Source organism: Maricurvus nonylphenolicus (assembly GCF_042854845.1).
GTDB lineage: Bacteria > Pseudomonadota > Gammaproteobacteria > Pseudomonadales > Cellvibrionaceae > Maricurvus > Maricurvus nonylphenolicus.
The window spans coordinates 1479065-1500320 of sequence record NZ_AP031498.1 but is presented as its reverse complement, the minus strand read 5'-3'; the positions used below and the strand labels follow the sequence as shown (position 1 = coordinate 1500320).

Here is a 21256-nt window from a genome sequence, read left to right as displayed (position 1 = left end):
GCTATCGAGAATTGTCAAATTCCACACAATTTGAACAGCTTATTTTAAGTAGCAAATTTGATATGCTTTATGGCACTAAAAACTGCACCACAATAGACCATGCCTAGCCTTTCCCAGATAAAACAACTGCTCAAAAATCACTACAGTGTGCCGCTTAAACAGGTGTTTAAGACCTTTCGTTTGGGCTTGGCGTTGTTTTTTGTGGGGCTGGTGATTGTGTATATGGCTTATCAGACCCTGCCTGAATCGGTGATGCAGGAGGTGGTGATGCTGGTTGGTTTGCTGGTGTTGGGGGTTGGTTTTGTGATGGGGATGACGGCGCAGATTCGGATGTTGATTATTCGGATTGTGTCGTTTATTAACGATAAATAGAAATTTGCCAAGTGCTGACACATCAGGACACCAACCCTCACTCTGTTAACGTCATTCCCGCGCAGGCGGGAAGAGTCTGCCCCGCGAACGTAGTGAGTGCTTTGGGTATCCAGATAGTTTGGGAGTTGCACCTAATTTCTTAATGTCATTCCTGCGCAGGCAGGAATCCAGTGTCTTTAGGTACCTTGTGCCATGGCGAAGGCCACTGGATTCCCGCCTGCGCGGGAATGACATTAATAGAGTAAGGAATGGAATTTGAAGTACGGGCTCTTAAAAAGCATCACTCCGGCATCTTCTTAATCGTATAAATATCAAACCGACTCGACTTACCCTGCAACTGATAGCTCGGTTGTGCATCCGCCAAAAACGGTGCCTTGGCCGGGCGCTTTACCACTACCCGATACTTCGCAGCTGCCAGTGCCAACTCAAGCAGACCGTCAGCATCTGGATCTTTTCCCACCAATGAATGAAACGCCACCATTTCTTTTTTCACACTGGCCGATTTGCTGCGCTCTGGGAACATAGGATCCAGATACACCACATCCGGTTTATCCTCTGCATCCTCAAAGGCAGCCAGGTGCTGCAAACTGTCCGTTTGCTGTAACTGCATACGTGCCAGGATATCGGCCAGCTCCGGGTCATTTAAAGCAGCCCAGGCTCGGCCTCGCTCCAGGCCATCGGCCAGTAGCTGGTGAACTACCGGTGAGCGCTCATGCAAGCTCATACGACAACCCAGGCAGGCAAGAACAAAGGCATCACCACCCAGGCCTGCAGTGGCATCCAGCACATGGGGGGCAAATTTGCCTTTGCGACCCACAGCCTTGGCAATCATCTGGCCCTTGCCACCACCAAACTTGCGTCGATGATTGGCGCCACCGGCGGTGAAATCTACACGGATAGGTCCAGGTGCCTTGCGACCCGTCGCCTGTAGGGCAATGCCCGTCTCATCGACCACAAGTACCTGCGCGGGCTCAGACAAATATTTTGCGGGCGTATCCAAAAGCGGCAGCTGCATCTGCTCAGCCAGGGCCTTAGCCCTGTCCTCAATGGCCGGATTATTACAAATAATGGCCAGAGCATTATTTTCTAAGATCAGATTCATATTGTAGAAAGCTAAGCTCGCGACGATAACCTAATTAAGACGAGATCATAATGGATGATTTAACAGGGATGTTGAACTCGTCGCCCTTACCAGGGCAGCCATATCCTTCTCCGAGGAATAAACGCCACCCTTTCCCCTACCCGGGGAAAGGGGTACAGGCGCCGCACAGTGCCCGATTTCCCTCCAAGACTCAAGCCTATCGTCCATAATCAATAGATACCGGGTATAAGCGACCAATAGCTATGGATAAAGGACAACCCTGTACCATCTTGCAGCGCCAGCAATGGACCGAAGATCTTTGCACTCTGTGGTTTGAGCCGCCACAGCAGCCAAAGATTCAGGCCGGACAATTTATCCGCGTTGGTCTGGAAGTAGAGGTAGACGGAGAGAAAGAATTTGTCGCCCGCCCCTATTCACTGGTCAATGCGCCAACCGATGAGCGCTGGGAAATCTATTTTAACCGCGTCCCCGATGGCCCTCTTTCCCGCCCACTGTTCGATCTACAGGAAGGTGACCAGCTTTGGGCCACAGGCCAAGGCAATGGCTTCTTTACACTGGATGAAGTGCCAAAAGCCCAACAGCTCTGGCTAATCGCCACCGGCACCGGTATTGGCCCCTTCCTGTCAATACTGCAAACCCCGCGGCCCTGGCAGGATTATCAACAAATAGTACTCGTCCATGGCATCAAACAACTGGCCGATAAAACCTATTCCGCGCTGCTGGCACAATTGCAGTCCCAATACCCGGGGCGGTTGCAGGTCCTCTACACCATTACCCGCGAAACGGTAGTGGGTGCTTACACGCAACGTGTTACAGAGGCATTAAAGTCAGGCTGGCTGGAAGATAGTGCGGGCTTGCAGATAGGGGCAGATCAAACGCAGGTGATGCTGTGTGGTCATCCGGATATGGTGCGAGAGATGACAGGCCTGCTACAGACCCGAGGGCTGGCGAAAAATCGTCGCCGGGCCCCAGGCCAAATCACATCGGAGATTTACCGATGAGTTAGCTGATGGGCAATTTGAGTGCTATTTAAGGCATCCAGATTAGCCATCAAGGATTCAGCCCGCTCTTTGGGTACCAGACTATCGCAGCTGTAGCTCTGCTGCTGGTCCTGTTTGTTGGCTTGGCTTAATACCACGTATTCCTGCTCTTCCTGTAAGCGCTGGGTACAGTCCGAAAGACTTACCATAAAGGCCACGGTGGCGTTATCTCTTGTGCCCTTCCAGTTATGGGTCACTGCTGCATGGTAGTTATAGGCTTCTACGGCCATCATGCCCGGCATACTCATGGCCGTATTGACCAGACCGCGAACATGTACGATTTTAACCAGAGCGACTACATCGGCTGCCTGATAGCGCTCATTGAGGTCGGCTTCCGCCTGAGCAAAACCCACCAATCCGAAAGCTGTTACAGCCCCCAAAGCCAGGGTTTTGGCTTTATTGAAGAGATAAACTAGTTTCATGACAACTCCGCTAGATATCGGAGCAGGTGAAGAACTCTTAAGAAATCCCCAAGAAGTACCCTACCCGCCAGATCCGTCGTTATGATTATTGGCGCCTAGAATACACGCAGATTGTATAAAGTCCAAGCACTAATGCCACATCAATTTGATACTGGCGTTCAAGTTACTTTCATGTTTTACGGGCTCTTTACTGGGCCCTATTAGAGCCACCAATTGGCGTTGATAGAAATAAAAAACACCTGATTGGTTTCAAACTCACCGCCATAGCCCAGGCCTTCGATTTTGGCTTTGCCCAGGTCGGCATAAACCAGCTGCCCACCTAGCGAGAAATTATCGCGCTGTTGATACTGAGCGCCAAAGGCATAGCGCACCTGCCGATCAACCGGCAACTGGGCATTGCGATCGTATTTCGATACCGGGTTGGTGTCGTAGGCCACACCGGTGGAAAATGTCCATTGCGCGCTGGCTTTATATTCAAGCCCCAGGGCATAGTGGTAGGTGTCATCCCAGTTGGCCGCCAGCGCTACCCCACCACTGTTGGTCGTCAGATTAACGTTGTCGAGGCTGCCCCAATCATCCCACCCCCAAGTCGCGTGCAGATTAAACGCATCGTTTAACTCATGGGTTAGCGCCAGGCGCGTATAAGCTGCCAGCGGTAATCCCGTATCAACACCCACATTACTGCCAGCAGGCAGCTTGGCATCACCACTAAATTCAAAATCCAGTTCTGATTGATAGACCAACCCGATACGAGTGTGCGGCGTCAGCTCAGCGGCGGCGCCCAACACATATCCCAAGCGAGTATCGTCACCGTCAATCTTTGCTTCCTGATTAACGATGGGGACTTCCAGTTTCACTTCCAGCCTGGCATACACCAGCTGTAGATTTGCGCCAAGGGATAACCAATCATTGACCTGATAGCTTAACCCTGGGGCAACCCCTACTGTTGCCAGATTAACTTCCGTGGCCTGAAATCGACCGGCCCAACTATCGTCATAATCCAATACGGAACCAGCCAAGGCCGCAGCGCTGATGCCCCAACTCCACTGACCATTAAAATGTGGGTTTACATAAAATACCGATGCCCCCGGTGCCAGGCCGCCGGCATCATCACCTGCATCCGTACCATTAACGAGGCTGTTACGTTCAAGATCAAACTCCACACTGGAATATACAATGCCGCCGGATGCCATCCACTGCTCCCGCTCAAGGCGAGACATGGTGGCGGGGTTATGGTGTACGGTCGAAGCATCATTTACGCCGGCCGCCGCTCCGGCGCGAGCCCGGCCCATGGCCGGAGTGCCGTATTCATTTAGCCATAAGCCACCCGCTGCAGATTGGTGTGAGAAAAATAACGGAGAGAAAAATAGTAACGGAATTACCTTGCAAGTATTGTGTCCCATAGAGAGCCCTGACGCAGATCAACAAATCCGGTAATGCAACTATAGTTAATAGACCATCGGGCTTATTATTGACAGCACGCTCTTAGCTAAACATTCTTAACAACACAGCGGTACCATAAGGATTTTCCATGCCCTTTCATAAAGCAGTTCGCCTGGCAGCTCTCTGCCTGTTTATTTCTGGCTGCGCAGTCTTGGCCGGCATGGATCTCACCAGCCGTTTTGGCTCCCCCCAAGTGCAAGACCGACAAGTAGCACACAATGCAGAGTGGGGAAAAACCTATAACAACGATGTTAAACCGATTATTGAGCAGCGCTGTAGCGTCTGCCACGGTTGTTACGACGCGCCCTGCCAACTAAAACTTACCTCCCTCGAAGGTATTGATCGCGGCGCCAGCAAAGATCTGGTTTACGACGGCGCGCGCCTGTTAGAGGCAGAACCCTTGCGCTTAAATATCGACGCCAAATCGACGCAAGCCTGGCGTGATAAAGGGTTTTTCCCGGTACTCAACGAACGCCAACAGTCGCCCGTAGCCAATCGCCAGGCCGGATTAATGTATCGTTTGCTGGAACAAAAACGTCAGCATCCGCTGCCCACCGAAGCGCTATTGCCGGATAGCTTTACATTGGGCACTTACCGTGAACATCAGTGCCCAAAAGCCGAAGAGCTGGATCTGTTTCAAGCCCGCTTCCCTCTATGGGGCATGCCCTACGCTCTGCCCGCGCTCAATGATCGGGAACATTCAACACTAACCGCCTGGTTGGATGCTGGCGCCCCTATGCCTGAAGCCACACCATTGCCAGCACAATACACTGCGCAAGTTAAACAGTGGGAAGCCTTTTTTAATCAGCCTTCACTCAAAGCGCAATTGGTTAATCGCTATATTTATGAACACCTGTTCCTCGCCCATCTGTACTTTGAAGATTTACACTCGAGCGACAACATTTTCTTTAAGCTGGTGAGATCCTACACACCGCCCGGTGAACCCATCGATATAGTACCGACACGGCGCCCTTACGATGATCCCGGCGCGGATACAATTTACTATCGCCTGCAATGGGATCAATCCAGCCTGCTGGCCAAAACCCATATGCCCTACCCGTTGAGCGCCAAACGTAAACAACAATGGCAGCAATGGTTTTACGAGGAAGAATACAGCGTCAACCATTTACCCAATTACACACCTGAGGTGGCCAGCAACCCGTTTAAAGCCTTTGAGCAATTGCCTGTGGCTTCACGCTACCGTTTTATGCTTGAAGAAGCCGAGTTCACCATCATGGGTTTTATTAAAGGCCCCGTGTGCCGCGGCCAGGTCGCGTTAAATGTTATTCGCGATCGCTTCTGGGTATTTTTTGAAGACCCCGACACCATTAACCCTGCCGAAAGCGCCGCCTTTCTTGCGCAACAAAGTAAACATCTGCGCCTGCCTGCCGAAGCGGAAAGCACCCTGCGCCCGATTAGCCGCTGGACACAATACTCCAATCGCCAACGGGATTATTTAAAAGCCAAATACGAAGTTGGCAATCAGGTGCTGGGGGAAAACGGCCGCCTAAAGCTCACTACCGATTTAATCTGGGATGGCGAAGGCAAAAACCCCAATGCCGCCCTAACCGTGTTCCGCCATTTTGACAGCGCCACAGTAGTAAAAGGTTTGGTGGGTGACACGCCGCAAACCGCCTGGGTTATAGGTTATCCAATCCTGGAGCGCATTCACTATCTGCTGGTGGCAGGTTTTGATGTTTACGGTAATGTCGGCCACCAACTGCTGACACGCCTGTATATGGATTTTCTGCGTATGGAAGCCGAGTTTAATTTCCTGATTTTATTGCCCCATGAAGAGCAGGAAAAAATCTGGGCGGAATGGTACGAAGGCACCAGCGGTATTGTGCATAACTACGTAAAAGAAAGCAGTAAACTGTTTTTCCAACCTACCGCAATGAACTACAGCACGGATAATCCGCGCCAGGAATTATTCGATATTCTGGTCGAAAAACTCAATCCCGTGCTCGATCATCGTTATACCCTTGCCAATAACACCATTCCAGAACTGCAGCGGCGCTGGTTAAAACAAATCGGTTACCTTAAAGCCCCCACAGCAACTCTGTTGCCACAGGTCACGTTTTTAAGTGTGGAAGATAAACAAGGGCAGTTGCACTTATACACAGTGCTGCGCAACAACGCCCACAGCAATATCGATAGTTTATTGCGAGAAGATGCCAATCGCCGCCCGGAACGCGATGACATTACGGTAGTGAAAGGGCTAATAGGTACCTACCCCGGCGCCTTTTGGCATGTTAAAGACAGCCAACTGGAGGCGATGGCCTCGGCCCTGGCGACACTGAATAGCGAAGAAGATTATCGCGCGTTTATGGATAGTTATGGCGTACGCCGTACGGCTGCAGACTTTTGGCAGCACAGCGATAAGCTTCACAACACCTTTAAAAAAGCGTCGCCGATAAATTATGGTCTTCTGGACTTTAACCGGCTGGAAAACCGCTAATCGTTAACGCTGTTGTAACAACGCTTCCGCATAGGCTTTTAGGCTATCTTCATCATCACTGATGTTAACCGGGATAGGAAAGTCCGCTGGAATATGGTTATCCAAAATCTGTTTAAAAATAGAGCTTCCACCCACCATAATACCGACACAGCCCTTATCAGCCGCCATACGGTAATTATTAATTAATTCCTGTAACGCGGATGTGGTAAAACCGGCAGAAGTGTGTGGATGCTCAAATAAAACCCAGTGTTCCAGGCCTTCAGCCTTGGCGAACACCTCTTTATAGGCATCAATCATCTGCTGAGTATCAAAGTCTCCCTTGGGAGAGGTATGCACAAACAAGCCTTTGCGTTCTATAGGCGCTAAATCTCCGAACATCCTTTCTATGCCTTGGCGATGTAGTTGTTAATTTAGGCCCTAGACTGACCATCAGTCAATAAGATCATATTAAGGCCTTATAACAGCGATTCTAAAAAAGCTGTAAGCATTTGATCATCCTTACTGACCTTAACCGGAATAATAAAATCCTGGGGAATATAGTTGGGAATTATTTGCAGGAAGAGAGAATCACCACCAATGGCAATGCCTTGGCAGCCAAGTTTGGCCATCTCGGTGTAGAGCTCCATCAATCGCGACATCGAGGAAGTGGTGAGCCCGGCATTAGCGGAGGTATGCTCGAAGAGAACCCATCGCTCAGTCCCTGCCACCGTCTTTACGATATTCTCAAAGGCTTCATTAAGCGAGGTCACATCAAAATCACCTTGGGGATAGGTATGTACCACCTGTCCCCGCAGTTCGAGTAACGCAATACAGCCAAAATTTGGCATGTTATCCCTCACGCACAAAGCACTTAGGAATAAGTTTAGTCGCTAATTAAGCCGTAGTCCTTACGTAGAATATCGATAATTTCCGCTTTTGGATTGGCGGATAGCTCGATCTTCCGGCCGGTGATCTTCTCGGCTATACCAGTATAGGTCTTGGATACCATCATCAGCGCATCCAGTGGCAGCTCGTTATCACGGGCCAGGGCTTCACGCTCATCCATACGCTCTTTATTCAGCAGGATGTCTGGATCCGGGAAGTGATTGAGCAGGAACTGGCGGAACTCCTCTTTGGACTTCTCCACCACAGTGCCCTCGCGGTAGCTGGGGCCATCCCAAATGCGGGAGGAATCCGGGGTACCCACCTCATCCATATAAATCAGCTTTTCCTGGCCCTTGTCGTCGGTGACATAACCAAACTCAAACTTGGTATCCACAAACACCTGATCCAGAGCCGCCAGGGCATTACTGATCACATCGAAGCCTTCTTTGAGCAGGGTTTCGTAGCGGTCAATATCCTCGCGAGAGCGGAAGTTAAAGGCCTCGAAGTTGTCCTCGATATTGGCGCGGGTGATATTTACATCATCGGCCTCGGGCACGCCCGGAATACCTTTCAGAATACCCTTGGTGGACGGGGTAATCAGCAGCTCAGGCAGTTTCTGGTCTTTCTGCAGGTCTTCGGCAATCTGGATACCACAGAATTCGCGCTCGCCCTTGGCATAGGCACGCCACATGGAGCCGGTGATGTACTGGCGGCAAATAGCCTCAATCATCACTGGTTTAGCCTTCTGCACGATCCAGACAAACGGGTGCGGGATATCCAGAATATGGCTATCGGCCAGGCCATTGTCCTTAAACAGCTTAAACCAGTGGTTGGAGATGGCATTCAGTGCCGCGCCCTTGCCCGGTACGCCCTGCAGGCCACCTTCGCCACGCCAGATACAGTCAAAGGCCGAAATTCGGTCACTGATCACCATAATCGCCAGCGGCGTATCGGCCGCTACCGGGTAGCCCTTCTCCTCAATCAGGCGACGGCTGTCGGCCTCGGTCAGCCAGTACACAGAGCGGACTTTACCGCTGTGAACGGGGCTGTCGGTACGAATGGGCAGGTCGTTATTAACGGCGAGAACCTGATCGGCAAGACTCATGTGGCTGTCCTGTAGCTAGTATCCAATGATGGGGGTAATTAAGGGGGCGGATAATAGCAGATCTGGGGCGATCTGGCAGGTGTTTGGAGCACCTCAATAAGAACTAATCTCTAAGAGAGGGAGCATTTTATCGCGTTATTAGCTTGTGCTTATAGAAATGTACTTAGCTCAGGGATACCGCAATCGAAGGCTTTTCAGTTGTGGATTTTCCAGCGCATCGAATACAGCATTAGCGCCTTCTAGAGTTAGTTTAATCCTGAGTTCGCTATCAATAATGGAGCGAGCCTTCGCGGTCCCAGCTTCGACGATAAACTGAGACAAGGTAGTACCAGATAAATTGGCAGCATTTTTCACAAGTTCCTGTACATCCTGCGAAACACAAGCTACGAGGCGCGCCTCCTTTGGTGTTGGATGACTCATTGTGTAATCCTCACATTGCAAAAGGCTAATGGTTCGAGACATTTAGGGCGTAGGCTGTTGTTAACATACCGGTCGCTTGCGGGCAATTAGCACCAGACACTTCACCTTCAGAAGAAGAGATTATCGCTCACTGTAAAGAAACTCTGGGCGGGTTCGAAACCCCTAAGCGCGTTGTGGTAACTGAAGCATTCCCGATGACCAGCACAGGCAAAGTCAGGAAAGTCGAATTGCGTCAGGCTTAAAGTAAGCTCTTCACATAACTGAATACCCTCACCTGAGAGGTCGCCCTCGGAGAGGGCTCCTACGAAAGCATCCCCAACTAACTTAACAACAAGGGTGCCAGGCGTTTGCGGTGGTGGGCAGAATCACCAAACTGCTGCTGACTCCACTGCGCACGTCGAATATACAACTGCGCATCACATTCATAGGTAAAACCCATGCCGCCGTGAAACTGCACTGCACGGTCGCCCGCCATCAACAAGGCATCATTGGCGGATGCCTTGGCCATGCGGCAGGCGATTTCCAGATCGCGTTCAATTTCCCCTTTGCCTTCTTCAAACAGCGTTGCTGCGTGATAAACCTGAGAACGTGCGCCTTCCAGCTTAATAAGAATATCAACACTGGGGTGTTTTAATGCCTGGAAAGAACCAATCGGCTTGCCAAATTGCTTGCGCGTGTTGAGATACTCAACAACAAGATTCAAACAGGAAGACGTGGTACCCACAGCTTCCGCGGCCGTCAGCAACGCGCCAATCAATTTAATATCGGCAAGTATTGCCTCAACATTATCCGCCGCAAGAACGGCATCGGCCGAAACAGTAACACCGGTAAAATCAACTTTAGCTGAGCGCTTGGTTTCATCAATTAAGGCATGGGCTTTTATCGCACCCTCTGATAACTGATTACGCTCTACTAGCACAAAGCGGGCACTGCCCTGATATTGGGTGAGGATGATAAACAGTTCCGCAGTCGCGGCATCATCGACAAACCACTTTTCACCCGTTAATACCAAATCATCAGAAAGCTGGTGAATGGTATTGTCTGCACCCCAATCTTCGTTATCCAATAACGCAAGGGTCGCAATCTGGCCCTCTACCATTTTCGGCAACCAGCGCTGCTGTTGCTCAGGGCTCGCCGCGCGCAAAAGTAGCTGGGCTGCCAAGGTGCAACTGATAAACGGTGTGGCCGAAAGGCTACGCCCCATACTTTCTACAATGGGAACTACCGCTTCGATGCCCAATTCTGAACCACCAAAAGCCTCGGCTATGGCAATTCCGGTCCAGCCCAGCTCTACCAGCTGTTGCCAAACATTGTCTTCATAACCCTGAGCGGATTCCAATAGCTTTCTCACCTGCTCAATAGACGATGTATCCTGACAAAAGCTACGGGCGCTTTCCAAAATCATCTTTTGTTCTTCACTAAAGCGCATGCTATAGGATTTATTTTCTTCGTGTCTTACAAAACCCATATTAATTCTCCTGACTCTTGTCTCTGCTTACTTGTCTCTGCTGACTTTTTTCGCTACTACTCTTTTCTATAGCTACTTGGGCAAGCCGAGCGCATGCTCTGCGATGATGTTTGTTTGAACCTGGCTGGTACCGCCGCCAATGGTGGCCGAGAAGTTATTAAAGTAGCCGTGCTGCCAAATAGCACCATCCAAGGCATCATTATCGTGAATATAAAGACCACCCTTCGCGCCCTGTAAACTCACCGCGTACTGACGCATACGTCGGTAAAGTTCAGTGGCTTCCAGTTTGCCAGACAACATCAGTGACAAGGGATAATCCGTACAAAGGTCCGGTAGCTTTCCGCGAGTATTATTCAACTGCAGATTTTTTTCCTCCAGGATAAACTGCACCAGTTGATCCTGAACAACAGGGTCTTCCAATAACGGCTTACCATCGCGCTGAATCGAGCGGCAGGTTTCGATAAGGTCGTCGCTGGAGATAGAGGTCATACAATAGCTGGTCGCCTGACCTCCCTCAACACTACGCTCATACTCCAGGGTTCGCATGGCCAGCTTCCAACCCTCGCCTTCCTCACCCATTAAGCATTCTGCCGGGATACGGGCATCATCAAAGAAGGTTTGCGCAAAACCGTATTCACCGGTGATTTTCTGAATCGGTGAGGTGGTAATGCCAGGCGCCTGCATGGGGGAGAGAAAGAATGACAAGCCAGCGTATTTGCTCTTGGCCTCAGGATTGGTACGGGCCAACAGAATCATATATTTACCGTAGGGACCGTGAGTCGTCCAGATCTTGCTGCCGTTAATCACATACTCATCGCCATCGCGTACAGCACGGGTTTGTGCGTTACCGAGATCGGAGCCGTGATCCGGCTCTGAGAAACCCTGACACCAGATATCCTCGGCGGTAAGAATGCCTTTAAGGTATTTCTGTTTCTCGGCCTCGGTGCCCATTTCCAAAATCAGAGGACCTGCCCAACCTAAACCAATGGTGTTAAAAATAATCGGCGCTTTATGATTTGCCAGCTCTTCATCAACGATATCTTGATAAACCTTAGGCATGCCGCGGCCGCCGTACTCTTTCGGCCAGGACATACCCAAATAACCGGCTTCGTAGACTTTACGCTGCCAGGCCACTAAGAATGCCAGCTGCTCATCAGTACCCACTTCCATAAAGGTTAATGGCAACAGGAAACCGGGGTCTTCAGGAATATTATCTTCTAGCCAGGCACTGACTTCTTGTCGAAACGCCGCTAAGGTATCTGGATCTGTATTCATCTTTAGCCTCTATTAATTATCGTTGAGTGCTTAAGATGATAGTCAGTCGTTAATCAATGTGCTTGAGGATTAGTGCCACATGCTTGTTATTTGGTGTCAGAATAGACTTAGGAGACAAAATTTCTAGGAGAGCAGCCGTGCCAGCCCTTAAAGGCCGTTGAGAAGGAGGATATATCGGCGTAGCCGAGCATGAAGGCGATTTCAGTCACGGGTATTTGTTTATCGGTCAATAGACGCACGGCCATTGCCGAACGCAATTCCTGCACGACATTGGCAAACACCTCATTGCGCTCGGATAACCGACGTTGCAAAGTCCGACGTGATATCGCCAGCTCGTTAGCAATGGTGTCAATGGTCATCTTACCCGATGGCAGTGCTCTGACAATGGAGCGCCTCAGCCGTCGCATAAAACCATCGCTACTGCCTTTTTCGATAATACTGAGCAGATTGTTTTCAGCGACCGGGGACTTTTCATCCCACACTTTGATAATCGGCCACTCCAGTGCAGCCGCAGGATAAAACAGACCACAAAAAGCCTGGTCAAACACCAATTGACCAGCAAACACCTGGCGATGGACTGTCGTGTCTTCAGGCTCTGGATAGTTAAAATAAACCCTGGGAACGGGTACCGGGCGATAACATACCGAATTAAGCATACACTGACACATACTTAACATCATATCGGCGATATACCGGCCACTTACCGCCATCGACACCGTGGGGCGCCACTCGGTGCAAAGCATATCTCCATCCCTGACCACCACAGTTTCTCCAATGCCAGCACGGGTTACTGGCGCGCTGGGTATCATATGCAGCCACTGACGAAAATGGCTACAGATAGCAGAGAGATACTTTAACAGGCTTGCCTGGTTAAGAAAGCTGGCTCGACCGGCCCACAAACCAATATCCTCGCTGCCTGCTAACGTTGCTAACTGCCTTGTCAGATGATAAAGCGAATCAACCGGCATAAATGCATCTGGTTGTTCCAACCAAATGGGATCTATATCTGCACTGGCGATAAGCTGGTCACGGTCAACCCCCAGATCATCTGAGAGCTGTAGAAACAGCTGTGCAACGTCTGAAGACACAGTTTCCTCCGATACGGTTATTTCAGGGGCTATTATTCCGGAATCAGTTTTCCTTAAAGCACTATAACCCCTTCTCCTCAGCCTCTCTCGCAAGCTCATCTAAAGGCTTGGCAATAGTCTCCGGAATAGCGTTATTCAAAGCCACTCCGTAGAGCAAAATGAGCACACACACTAAAAATGTACCCGCAATAGCTACAGGCTTTGACCTGATGTATTGCAATAGCGCCCGATAGTTATAACTTAGGTGGCCCACAACCGAAACAATCATAAGCAAACCAAAGAGTTTATGAACAGGGTGCATCTGCATGGTAAATGAGGGCTTCTCTATGACAAACATCATCAAGCCAGATGTCGACATGGCTACAAATGAAACAAACAACGAAACTGCAAATATCTTTCTAGTCATATTCGGCCCTTGGGGATTCCCGTCACTCAAGCGAGTAATGCTAAACTATAGATCAGTTGATGGAGATAAAACAAGATTACTTGAACAACCAACCAACATCTTGATATAGTCTAACACATGCTCAAGTAACTCCGTAAGGAGCAGGAGGACTTAAAGACGTAAATAGGATTGGCGATAATCACCGCTTATCTTTAACAGTAGCCTAAGCGAATTTGGTATATGCCCAACGCCTCCGATCAAAACCCAAAAGACGATCTTCCCTTTGCGCGACTGCTAAGATTCTGGCGCGACACCTATCAACTCAGCCAGGAACAGCTAGCTGAAGCTCTGGGCTCATCAACACGGCATATCAACCGCCTTGAGAACGGCCATGTGCATCCCAGCAAGGATATCGTAGGTAAAATCGCCAAACAGTTTTCGCTTCGAGAGCGGGATAGTAACTACCTGTTACTGTCTGCGGGTTACCGCCCGGCTTCCAGCAAGTTGGATTTTAATTCACCGTCATTAAAGTGGTTACGTAAAGCAGTGACCCTATCTTTGAAGGCTCTGAATCCTTACCCAAGCATTCTGCTCGATGGCGCTTTGAATGTTGTTATGGTCAATAAGGCCTGGGTAGGCTTACTTCAATCGACAGTAGAACCCGCCGAGTTACAAAGCATTAAAAACTATATTGATTTTTTCTATGCCCATATGGCCACGAGCATTGATGATGAAGAGTGGTCAGATGCGCAATCACTGATGGCTATGTGGTTGCAACAAGAAGTTATTCTCGATAACGATGATGAAAACAGGCAACGGCTCAATAACCTGTTATCAAAGCCACAAATCCCGAAAAATTGGAAGCAACGCGCAGCAGCTCTCGACCCTATAAGCAGTTTCCGCATCAAGCTTAACGTCAATGGCAATGACGTACACTTTTATAACGTTGCTCAAACGATTGGCGCTATTGGTCCGGCCGCCTATGTTTCCGAACCGCGCCTAAGTATTCACACCTACTACCCTGTCGACGGTCAAGATGTATCGAGTTTAACCGCGGGTGATTTGCAACACCCGCTGTTACACGATTAGCGAGTTATCGCAGTAACACACCGCCATCCACAGGAATACTGACGCCCGTAATATAGGCTGCCAGCGGTGACGCTAAAAACACGGCTACCCCACCGATATCTTGCGGTTGCCCCCACCGATTCATGGGCACATTCGACAAGAGCTTTTTCTCAACCCGGGGATCCACCTGATATGAACCGGTCATTCGGGTTTGTATAAAGCCCGGAGAAATAGCATTTACCCTTACGCCTTTTCGTGCCCATTGATCAGCCAGGGCACGAGTTAATCCCAGAAGGCCGGCTTTACTGGCTGTATACGCCGGCGTGTCTCGCAGGGATAAATAGGCAGACAAGGAAGCGATATTAATAACAGAGCCGCCCCTCGCAATCAGTGTTTCAGCATAAAGCTGGCACAACTCCATTACCCCATTCAAGTTCATTTCAATGGTCTTGCGAAAGACCTCGCCCTCATACTCATTGGACTGCACAATACCCGCATTGTTAACCAGCACATCTATTTCGGCGATATTCCGATATAAACCATGCTGGCCTTCAAGAGTTGATAAATCCGCTTGGTGATAAGTAAATTGACTTAAGTCGCTATCGTAATCACTGGCTGTTGGTCGCGTACCGGTGATATGCACTGAAGCACCCGCCGCCAGAAAGCTGCGAGCAATCCCCAAACCAATCCCTTGGGATGCTCCCGTCACCAGTGCCACTTTGCCTGTTAGATCAATCATAGTTATTCCCTCTCTTTAAAACCCGCGCAACGTTGCAAAACGATCACGGTGATAGGCAGATGATCCATACAAGTATTCCGTCACTCGTGCTCGCTTAATAAAGAGCCCTGCATCATGTTCATCCGTCATACCAATTCCCCCATGAAGCTGAATGGTTTCATTGGTAATATGCTGTAAAGTGTCACCCATCAGAGCTTTTGCTTGCGAAGCAAGCACTGCCACTTCAGGGCTATCTTCATCCACTGCCTGTAACGCCTTTTCAACAACACTGCGCGCCAGCTCAATTTCGATATACATCTTTGCCGCACGATGCTGAAGTGCCTGGTAGCTGCCAATAATTTGACCGAATTGCTCGCGAATCTTTAAGTACTCCAGCGTCATCTCAAATGCGGCTGTGGCTGTACCTAACATTTCGGCGGCCAAACCAATGCAAGCCCGATCTAGCACTTTATCCAGTAACGCACAGCTTTCATCGCCTAACTCCAGAAGTGCATCGGCTGGCACTGAGATATTGTCAAACGCTATATTGGCGTGATCACGGCTATCAATCAGCTGCAAAGGTTTGATTTCAATATTTTCTGCGCTGACAAGAAACAACCCCAATCGATTGCTATCTTCTGTACGCGCGCTAATAAGTAAAGCGTCAGCACTACCCGCCTCAGCGACGTGAATTTTCTCGCCACTCAGCAACCAACCATCAGCATGTTGCTTAGCGACGGCACTCACAGCTTGAGGATTGTGGTGATGATTTTCTTCCAGCGCCAAGGCGACTTTTAATTCGCCCAACGCGATCGCCCGTAGCTTCGCTTGACTGTAATCCGTTTGCTGACACAGTGTTAATGCAGAAACAGCGATCAATCCTGTCGATAAGAGTGGTGAGGCACACAGATGATGACCGGTTTGCTCAATAATTAAACCCAGTTCAGTTATGCCTAATCCGCTTCCTTCCAAGTCTTCAGGGACCATAATACCAGGCCAGCCTAAGGCGGCCATTTCTTGCCAGGATTCATGACCGCTGACACAGGTTTGCTTATCTCGCTGGGCACGAAAATGTGTAATCGACGCATTATCCACCAACCATTCCCGAGCACTGTCTTGGAATATTTGACGACTTTCTTTATCCAGATTCATTAACTTTCTCCAACTTTCTCCGCTACTGCCTCACAATGCTATCGAGGGTCCGGTAAACCTAAAATCCGCTTGGCGATAATGTTCAGGTTTATTTCTGAGGTTCCACCTTCAATGGAATTCGCTTTTCCTCGCAACCACCCCTTAACTTCTGTGATTTCCTCTTGAGTAAAATCGTCACCCTCCCAAGCCAAACCTGCCGCCCCCATGGCCTCAATCGCTAACTCTCCGCGTTTGTGATTGATATCTGCCATAGCGACCTTCATCACAGAGGTAGGTGCTCCTAAACCAGAACCATCAACATCTCGCTCCATACGTTCAATCAAAAGCCCTAAGGCTTCATTCTGCATGGTCTGTAGAGCTATGCGTGAACGTAAATCCGGATCGATCTTGCCTGTTTCGCTATCCGCATATTGCAGGGCCAAATCGTGCAGCTGTATATCGAAAGACTTGTTAAGGAACTTGCCGACGCTTTGGCGCTCGTACTGAAGTAGTCGCTTGGCAATACTCCAACCCGCATTCACTTCTCCTACCAGGTTTTCAGCCGGCACTTTTACATCATCAAAAAATGTCTGGCAGAAAAGCGAAGTACCGGAGATTAATTTGATGGGTTGCCGCTCTACCCCATCACTTTCAAGATCAAATAACAGGAAGGAAATTCCCTGATGCTTGGGTGCATCAAAATCGGTTCGCACAAGACAAAAAATCCAATCCGACTGATCCGCTTCTGATGTCCAAATCTTGCTGCCATTAACCACAAAGTGATCTTCTTTGATCTCCGCCTTGGTTCTCAAACCGGCCAGATCACTTCCAGCGCCGGGTTCCGAATATCCCTGACACCAGCGAATCTTTCCCTTGGCTATATCCGGTAGAAAGCGCCGTTTTTGTTCTTCGGTTCCAAGTTCCAATAAAACAGGTCCCAGCATCCATACACCAAAACTCATTAAAGGAATCCGCGCATTGATACGTTCCAGTTCCTGTTCAAGCACTTGGGCCTGCTCAATACCCAGCCCTGCGCCACCATACTCTTGTGGCCACATGGGTACCGTCCAGCCCTTATCGATCATGCGGTCCAGCCACAATTTGGTGTCTGGATTGACAAACTTGGCATTACGCCCACCCCAGGGGGTCTCTTCATCAGGCATCGGTGTGCGCATAGAAGCCGGACAATTCTGCTCCAGCCATGCTCTAACCTCTACACGAAACGAATTCAGCTCAGTCGTCATTGATAGAACCTCTTTACTTCATTTTTTTGAAAATTAACGGGCAGTGTCGCTACTTTCTGGCACGACGCTGTAAATTGGCCAGGCGCTCTTCCATAACGGAAAGATCATACGCCGAGTTATAGGCAATACACCGCTCACTTTCCATCTGCAGGCCTTCACCCAAAGACATTTCCCAACCTTCATTCATCATGGCCTTGATTCGATATAAGGCATCCGGAATGGCTGTAGATATCTGCCGAGCCATATCCAATGCCGCATCCAGCAATTGATCATCAGCAAATACCTTGTTGACCAAGCCCCACTCACAGGCCTGTTGAGCACTAAAGTAATTACCCGACCAACTCAGTTCACGAGCGCGATTAATACCTATGAGACGTGGTAATTTTTGCGACAAACCCCAGCCAGGTAGCAGGCCAACACGTGCGTGGGTATCGGCAAACTTCACCGATTCAGCGGCATAAAGAAAATCACAGTAGAGCGCCAACTCAAAACCACCGGTAACAGCGAAACCATTGATAGCGCCAATAATAGGCTTGGGGCATTGGGAAACGACCCGGGGAATAGCGCCGTTAAGCCCCAGGGTATCGCTACTCATCATGGAAGCGTCGGTGGTAAGCTCTTTAAGATCAACTCCGACACTGAATGCCTTGCCCTTACCGGTGAGGACCGCCACTGAAACAGCCTCGGTTTCCGCGACATAAGCCAAGGCTTCTACCAGCCCCGAAATAAGCTGACTAGTGAGTGCGTTTAACTGCTCCGGACGATTCAGGGTAATCAGGGCGACACCCGCCTCCACCCCAAGAGTGACCTGATCTGTGGATAACTTAACGGGATTAAAACTCATCATCTTCCTCTCTTTACCATTTCACACATTAACTGTGCTCCAGTGTATTAAGAGAAGGGCCAATCAGGTATGACCTGTTAGGTCATAAGATGATAGAGAGGGATAAGATGATAGAGAGGGATAAGAATTAAGCCTTAGGGTGACGTCAGGACTCCTATAGTTACAGGAGCCCTAAGGCAGCAGGCAGGATTAGCTATTCTCTAGCGCTTCAATTTCAACTTTAATACCCGCAACAATGCTCTTTGCAGCTGTAGCGCACATCTCCTTGTGACCAGATTTTGTTGCCTCAATAGCGTTTCTCATAAATATTCCATCAGCAATACCAATCAAAAGCCGACCATACCTTCTTGCAATCGCTCGAACTTGCTTCTCTGGCAATTGCGTAAACATAGCTACTAAGTTTTTATCTGTATCCTGGATCCAACCGGATCGTAAAGACTTCAAAGCATCACGAACTTCCGCATTCTCAGTCTTATCCTCTACCACAGCCACATGTATCAGCTTCACAAAGGTGGGGCTATCCTTCAAAACATATAGAGACTTAGTCACCATCTCTTCCAGCTCATCATAATCATGAGGCACCGCAGGATAAAAAATGCCACTACGATCTACTCTCTGTTTCCACTGCTCACTACTATTAATCAGTACAGCTGAAAAAATTGCATCTTTAGAATCAAATATCCAATAAATAGATCCAGACAATACGCCAGCTTTCTTTGCAATTTTAGAGATAGAGGTTGCGGCATACCCATTCTGGGCAAACAGCTCTTCTGCTGCAGAGAGGATCTTATCTCGAGTAACCTTGTCATTTTTTTTGGATTTAGTATCTGATTTTGCCGCGCTACCCATATCTTCCTCTGTTAGCGACCACGTTATCTATGGTCTAAATACTGTTTAAATTTTCATCAGTTAAAGCTTGCTTATAACGTTACTAACTTCAGGTAACTGTTTAACTGCAAGCATCAATATTAACCCAGTATATCAAACCTTCCCCCTTCTCGGGAAACCGACTTACGAGTAGCTCAAAGCCTATTTATCGTGACATCAGGCGTGTTAAATCAACAAACAACAGGAACATCATAACCCATTGATTTATAAAGATATTATCTGTAAATAGAGGCTCTTCCACGCTTCCATGAGTGAAAAAAAGGAGGCCGGCACCGTGAACCGTTATGTTCGTCGGCGGGTCAGAGATGTGCCGCTGTTTGGCTATGACTCACCACAACAACCTGATTGATCAACCAAGCACCTATACAATAGTTGCTTGGTTGATACGCGAGAAGCCAGATACCAAGAGCGCCAGCTACATGTCGGGGTTCACTGGCTATCACTGGTGATTGGCGGCAATCGATCACGCAAGACGTTCTTGGCAATCTTTTCCAGCATGGACCGCGGCAGTTCATCGACCACGTGCACACTCCGTACAACCTTGAAGTCCGGCAGGTTTTCGCGACAGTGCGCTATCAGCGTCTCCTCGAGTTGTGCGTGGGTCAGTTCTGAAGCGCCAGGGCCGGGAATAATGAAAAGCACCGGAACTTCGTCCAGCATATAGTGTTCCTGCCCCACCACGGCACATTCATCGACAACTCCCGACAGCATAATCACGCTCTCGATTTCCGAGGCCGCAACATTCTCTACGCCGACTTTCAGCATGTCCTTGTCGCGATCAGAAAAGTACAGCCAGCCGTCTTTGTCAGACCGGATCAGGTCGCCTGTATCAAACCAGCCGTGCTCGTCGAAAGCGGACTCGTTGGCGTCTGGATTGCGGTAGTACTCCTTGAACAGGCTGACGCCCCTGACACCGCGGATGAAGAGATGCCCGGTCTCACCCAGCTCACAGAGAGATCCATCGGCGCGGCGCAGCTGAATATCGTAGTCCGGCGCCGCGCGACCTATGGTCATTTCAGGGCCGAGGTGATCCATATCCACAATGGTGCCGTGGGTGACCGTTTCAGTCATGCCCCAAATACCCAGTGTCTTTACACCGAAATTTTATTACGTTGAGGATTTTGTCAGGAAAGCATCCAGTTGTTTTCTGAAGTCTTCACCCTGTAGGCACACAACCTGATTGCGATCTTCCATTGCAATCGCTGATTCCAGACTCGGTGCATCGGCATTCATATTGAGTGCTTCTTTTGTCAAACGCAGACCCACTGCAGAGGTAGCCAGCATCTCTTTGACAAACACTTCGCCCGCTTCTTCCAGTGCATCATCGGTAACCACATCGGAAACCAGTCCAACTCTCAATGCACGATCGGCGTAAATAAAACGGCCTGTTAACAACAACTCTGAGGCAATAGCACTACCAACCAGACGAGGCAGATGATAACTAACGCCCACGTCACAACCCGACAGACCAAGTTTCATAAAGGCCGCGTTCATCTTCGCACTCTCACCGGCAATTCGAATATCCGATGCCAAGGCCATAGCAAAACCACCACCGCATACAGGGCCTTTCAATAGACTGATAATCGGCTGTGGGCAGCGTCTCATTCTGATCATGATTTCACTGACTTCGCGCTGAGACCGTAATGCCGGTTCAACGGTGTCCACGTCGAGGCTACCTTTTAAATCCAGGCCCGCGCAAAAAGCACGACCTGCCCCTTTCAACACAACAATGCGAACTTTTTGATTAAAGGCCAATTCGCCAAAGTAATCGCGCAACTCAGTGACCATTTGTGGACTAAGGGCGTTTAACTCATTGGGTCGATTCAGAGTAACGTAATCAACCCCATTGTTGTGCTCGATTACAATCGCTTCATAACTCATTTCAGACCGCCAACTATCTCTTAGCATCTCGTTGCGACGG

23 protein-coding genes are annotated in these 21256 nt (G+C 49.3%); 5 read left to right on the top strand and 18 right to left on the bottom strand.

All coding sequences use genetic code 11. The annotated features are described in order from the left end of the window. The first annotated feature begins 99 nt into the window (after positions 1-99). Positions 100-372, top strand: a complete 273-nt coding sequence (locus ACGHZ6_RS06335) for a hypothetical protein (protein WP_390617970.1) — start codon at positions 100-102, stop codon at positions 370-372. 280 nt (positions 373-652) lie between these two features. Here the strand turns inward: ACGHZ6_RS06335 and ACGHZ6_RS06330 are convergent, their stop codons facing one another. After that, complete coding sequence (locus ACGHZ6_RS06330) at positions 653-1474, bottom strand: class I SAM-dependent methyltransferase (RefSeq protein ID WP_390617969.1); 822 nt, start codon at positions 1472-1474, stop codon at positions 653-655. Between the two features lie 242 nt (positions 1475-1716). On the opposite strand from ACGHZ6_RS06330, the gene ACGHZ6_RS06325 reads away from it, so the two are divergent. Beyond that, positions 1717-2475, top strand: coding sequence for a ferredoxin--NADP reductase (locus tag ACGHZ6_RS06325; RefSeq protein WP_390617968.1), 759 nt, complete (start codon positions 1717-1719; stop codon positions 2473-2475). Here ACGHZ6_RS06325 and ACGHZ6_RS06320 read toward each other — a convergent pair. Further along, positions 2466-2936, bottom strand: a complete 471-nt coding sequence (locus ACGHZ6_RS06320) for a hypothetical protein (RefSeq protein ID WP_390617967.1) — start codon at positions 2934-2936, stop codon at positions 2466-2468. The genes ACGHZ6_RS06325 and ACGHZ6_RS06320 overlap by 10 nt on opposite strands. Before the next feature lie 200 nt (positions 2937-3136). Next, positions 3137-4339, bottom strand: a complete 1203-nt coding sequence (locus ACGHZ6_RS06315; protein WP_390617966.1) for an OmpP1/FadL family transporter — start codon at positions 4337-4339, stop codon at positions 3137-3139. A 128-nt stretch (positions 4340-4467) separates the two neighbouring features. Here ACGHZ6_RS06315 and ACGHZ6_RS06310 point away from each other — a divergent pair, with 128 nt between their 5' ends. Next, on the top strand, positions 4468-6837 hold the full coding sequence (locus tag ACGHZ6_RS06310; RefSeq protein ID WP_390617965.1) for a fatty acid cis/trans isomerase: 2370 nt from the start codon (positions 4468-4470) through the stop codon (positions 6835-6837). Positions 6838-6840: 3 nt separating this feature from the next. Here ACGHZ6_RS06310 and ACGHZ6_RS06305 read toward each other — a convergent pair whose 3' ends face one another. The 4 genes from ACGHZ6_RS06305 to ACGHZ6_RS06290 all read right to left on the bottom strand — a co-directional run bounded on the left by ACGHZ6_RS06305 (position 6841) and on the right by ACGHZ6_RS06290 (position 9226). Beyond that, complete coding sequence (locus tag ACGHZ6_RS06305; protein ID WP_390617964.1) at positions 6841-7215, bottom strand: hypothetical protein; 375 nt, start codon at positions 7213-7215, stop codon at positions 6841-6843. Positions 7216-7292: 77 nt separating this feature from the next. Then, positions 7293-7664 carry a hypothetical protein gene (locus ACGHZ6_RS06300; protein ID WP_390617963.1) on the bottom strand — a complete coding sequence of 124 codons (372 nt, stop codon included), beginning with the start codon at positions 7662-7664 and terminating at the stop codon, positions 7293-7295. 35 nt (positions 7665-7699) lie between these two features. After that, positions 7700-8806, bottom strand: a complete 1107-nt coding sequence (locus ACGHZ6_RS06295; protein WP_390617962.1) for a phosphoribosylaminoimidazolesuccinocarboxamide synthase — start codon at positions 8804-8806, stop codon at positions 7700-7702. A 168-nt stretch (positions 8807-8974) separates the two neighbouring features. Next, entirely contained in the window at positions 8975-9226 is a 252-nt protein-coding gene (locus tag ACGHZ6_RS06290) for a DUF1778 domain-containing protein (protein ID WP_390617961.1), read from the bottom strand. A gap of 65 nt (positions 9227-9291) precedes the next feature. Here ACGHZ6_RS06290 and ACGHZ6_RS06285 point away from each other — a divergent pair, with 65 nt between their 5' ends. Next, complete coding sequence (locus ACGHZ6_RS06285) at positions 9292-9468, top strand: AMP-binding enzyme (protein ID WP_390619149.1); 177 nt, start codon at positions 9292-9294, stop codon at positions 9466-9468. Between the two features lie 77 nt (positions 9469-9545). Here ACGHZ6_RS06285 and ACGHZ6_RS06280 read toward each other — a convergent pair whose 3' ends face one another. The 4 genes from ACGHZ6_RS06280 to ACGHZ6_RS06265 all read right to left on the bottom strand — a co-directional run bounded on the left by ACGHZ6_RS06280 (position 9546) and on the right by ACGHZ6_RS06265 (position 13463). Continuing rightward, positions 9546-10694 carry an acyl-CoA dehydrogenase family protein gene (locus ACGHZ6_RS06280; protein ID WP_390617960.1) on the bottom strand — a complete coding sequence of 383 codons (1149 nt, stop codon included), beginning with the start codon at positions 10692-10694 and terminating at the stop codon, positions 9546-9548. Between the two features lie 72 nt (positions 10695-10766). Beyond that, positions 10767-11969 carry an acyl-CoA dehydrogenase family protein gene (locus ACGHZ6_RS06275; protein WP_390617959.1) on the bottom strand — a complete coding sequence of 401 codons (1203 nt, stop codon included), beginning with the start codon at positions 11967-11969 and terminating at the stop codon, positions 10767-10769. 107 nt (positions 11970-12076) lie between these two features. Continuing rightward, positions 12077-13057 carry an AraC family transcriptional regulator ligand-binding domain-containing protein gene (locus ACGHZ6_RS06270; RefSeq protein WP_390617958.1) on the bottom strand — a complete coding sequence of 327 codons (981 nt, stop codon included), beginning with the start codon at positions 13055-13057 and terminating at the stop codon, positions 12077-12079. A 61-nt stretch (positions 13058-13118) separates the two neighbouring features. After that, on the bottom strand, positions 13119-13463 hold the full coding sequence (locus ACGHZ6_RS06265) for a DUF4405 domain-containing protein (RefSeq protein WP_390617957.1): 345 nt from the start codon (positions 13461-13463) through the stop codon (positions 13119-13121). 219 nt (positions 13464-13682) lie between these two features. Between ACGHZ6_RS06265 and ACGHZ6_RS06260 the strand changes: the two genes are divergently transcribed. Then, a complete protein-coding gene (locus ACGHZ6_RS06260; protein ID WP_390617956.1) occupies positions 13683-14531 on the top strand; it encodes a helix-turn-helix domain-containing protein in 849 nt (282 codons plus the stop codon). Between the two features lie 4 nt (positions 14532-14535). On the opposite strand, the gene ACGHZ6_RS06255 is transcribed toward ACGHZ6_RS06260, so the two are convergent. The 7 genes from ACGHZ6_RS06255 to ACGHZ6_RS06225 form a co-directional block, all read right to left on the bottom strand. Continuing rightward, on the bottom strand, positions 14536-15249 hold the full coding sequence (locus ACGHZ6_RS06255) for an SDR family NAD(P)-dependent oxidoreductase (protein WP_390617955.1): 714 nt from the start codon (positions 15247-15249) through the stop codon (positions 14536-14538). 15 nt (positions 15250-15264) lie between these two features. Beyond that, positions 15265-16380, bottom strand: coding sequence for an acyl-CoA dehydrogenase family protein (locus tag ACGHZ6_RS06250; protein ID WP_390617954.1), 1116 nt, complete (start codon positions 16378-16380; stop codon positions 15265-15267). 38 nt (positions 16381-16418) lie between these two features. Beyond that, entirely contained in the window at positions 16419-17603 is a 1185-nt protein-coding gene (locus ACGHZ6_RS06245; protein WP_390617953.1) for an acyl-CoA dehydrogenase family protein, read from the bottom strand. Between the two features lie 49 nt (positions 17604-17652). Then, on the bottom strand, positions 17653-18450 hold the full coding sequence (locus tag ACGHZ6_RS06240) for an enoyl-CoA hydratase (protein ID WP_390617952.1): 798 nt from the start codon (positions 18448-18450) through the stop codon (positions 17653-17655). Positions 18451-18636: 186 nt separating this feature from the next. Then, on the bottom strand, positions 18637-19296 hold the full coding sequence (locus ACGHZ6_RS06235) for a TetR/AcrR family transcriptional regulator (RefSeq protein ID WP_390617951.1): 660 nt from the start codon (positions 19294-19296) through the stop codon (positions 18637-18639). A gap of 468 nt (positions 19297-19764) precedes the next feature. After that, positions 19765-20406 carry an AMP-binding enzyme gene (locus ACGHZ6_RS06230; RefSeq protein WP_390617950.1) on the bottom strand — a complete coding sequence of 214 codons (642 nt, stop codon included), beginning with the start codon at positions 20404-20406 and terminating at the stop codon, positions 19765-19767. Between the two features lie 36 nt (positions 20407-20442). Next, positions 20443-21216, bottom strand: coding sequence for an enoyl-CoA hydratase/isomerase family protein (locus ACGHZ6_RS06225; protein WP_390617949.1), 774 nt, complete (start codon positions 21214-21216; stop codon positions 20443-20445). Positions 21217-21256 lie beyond the last annotated feature (40 nt).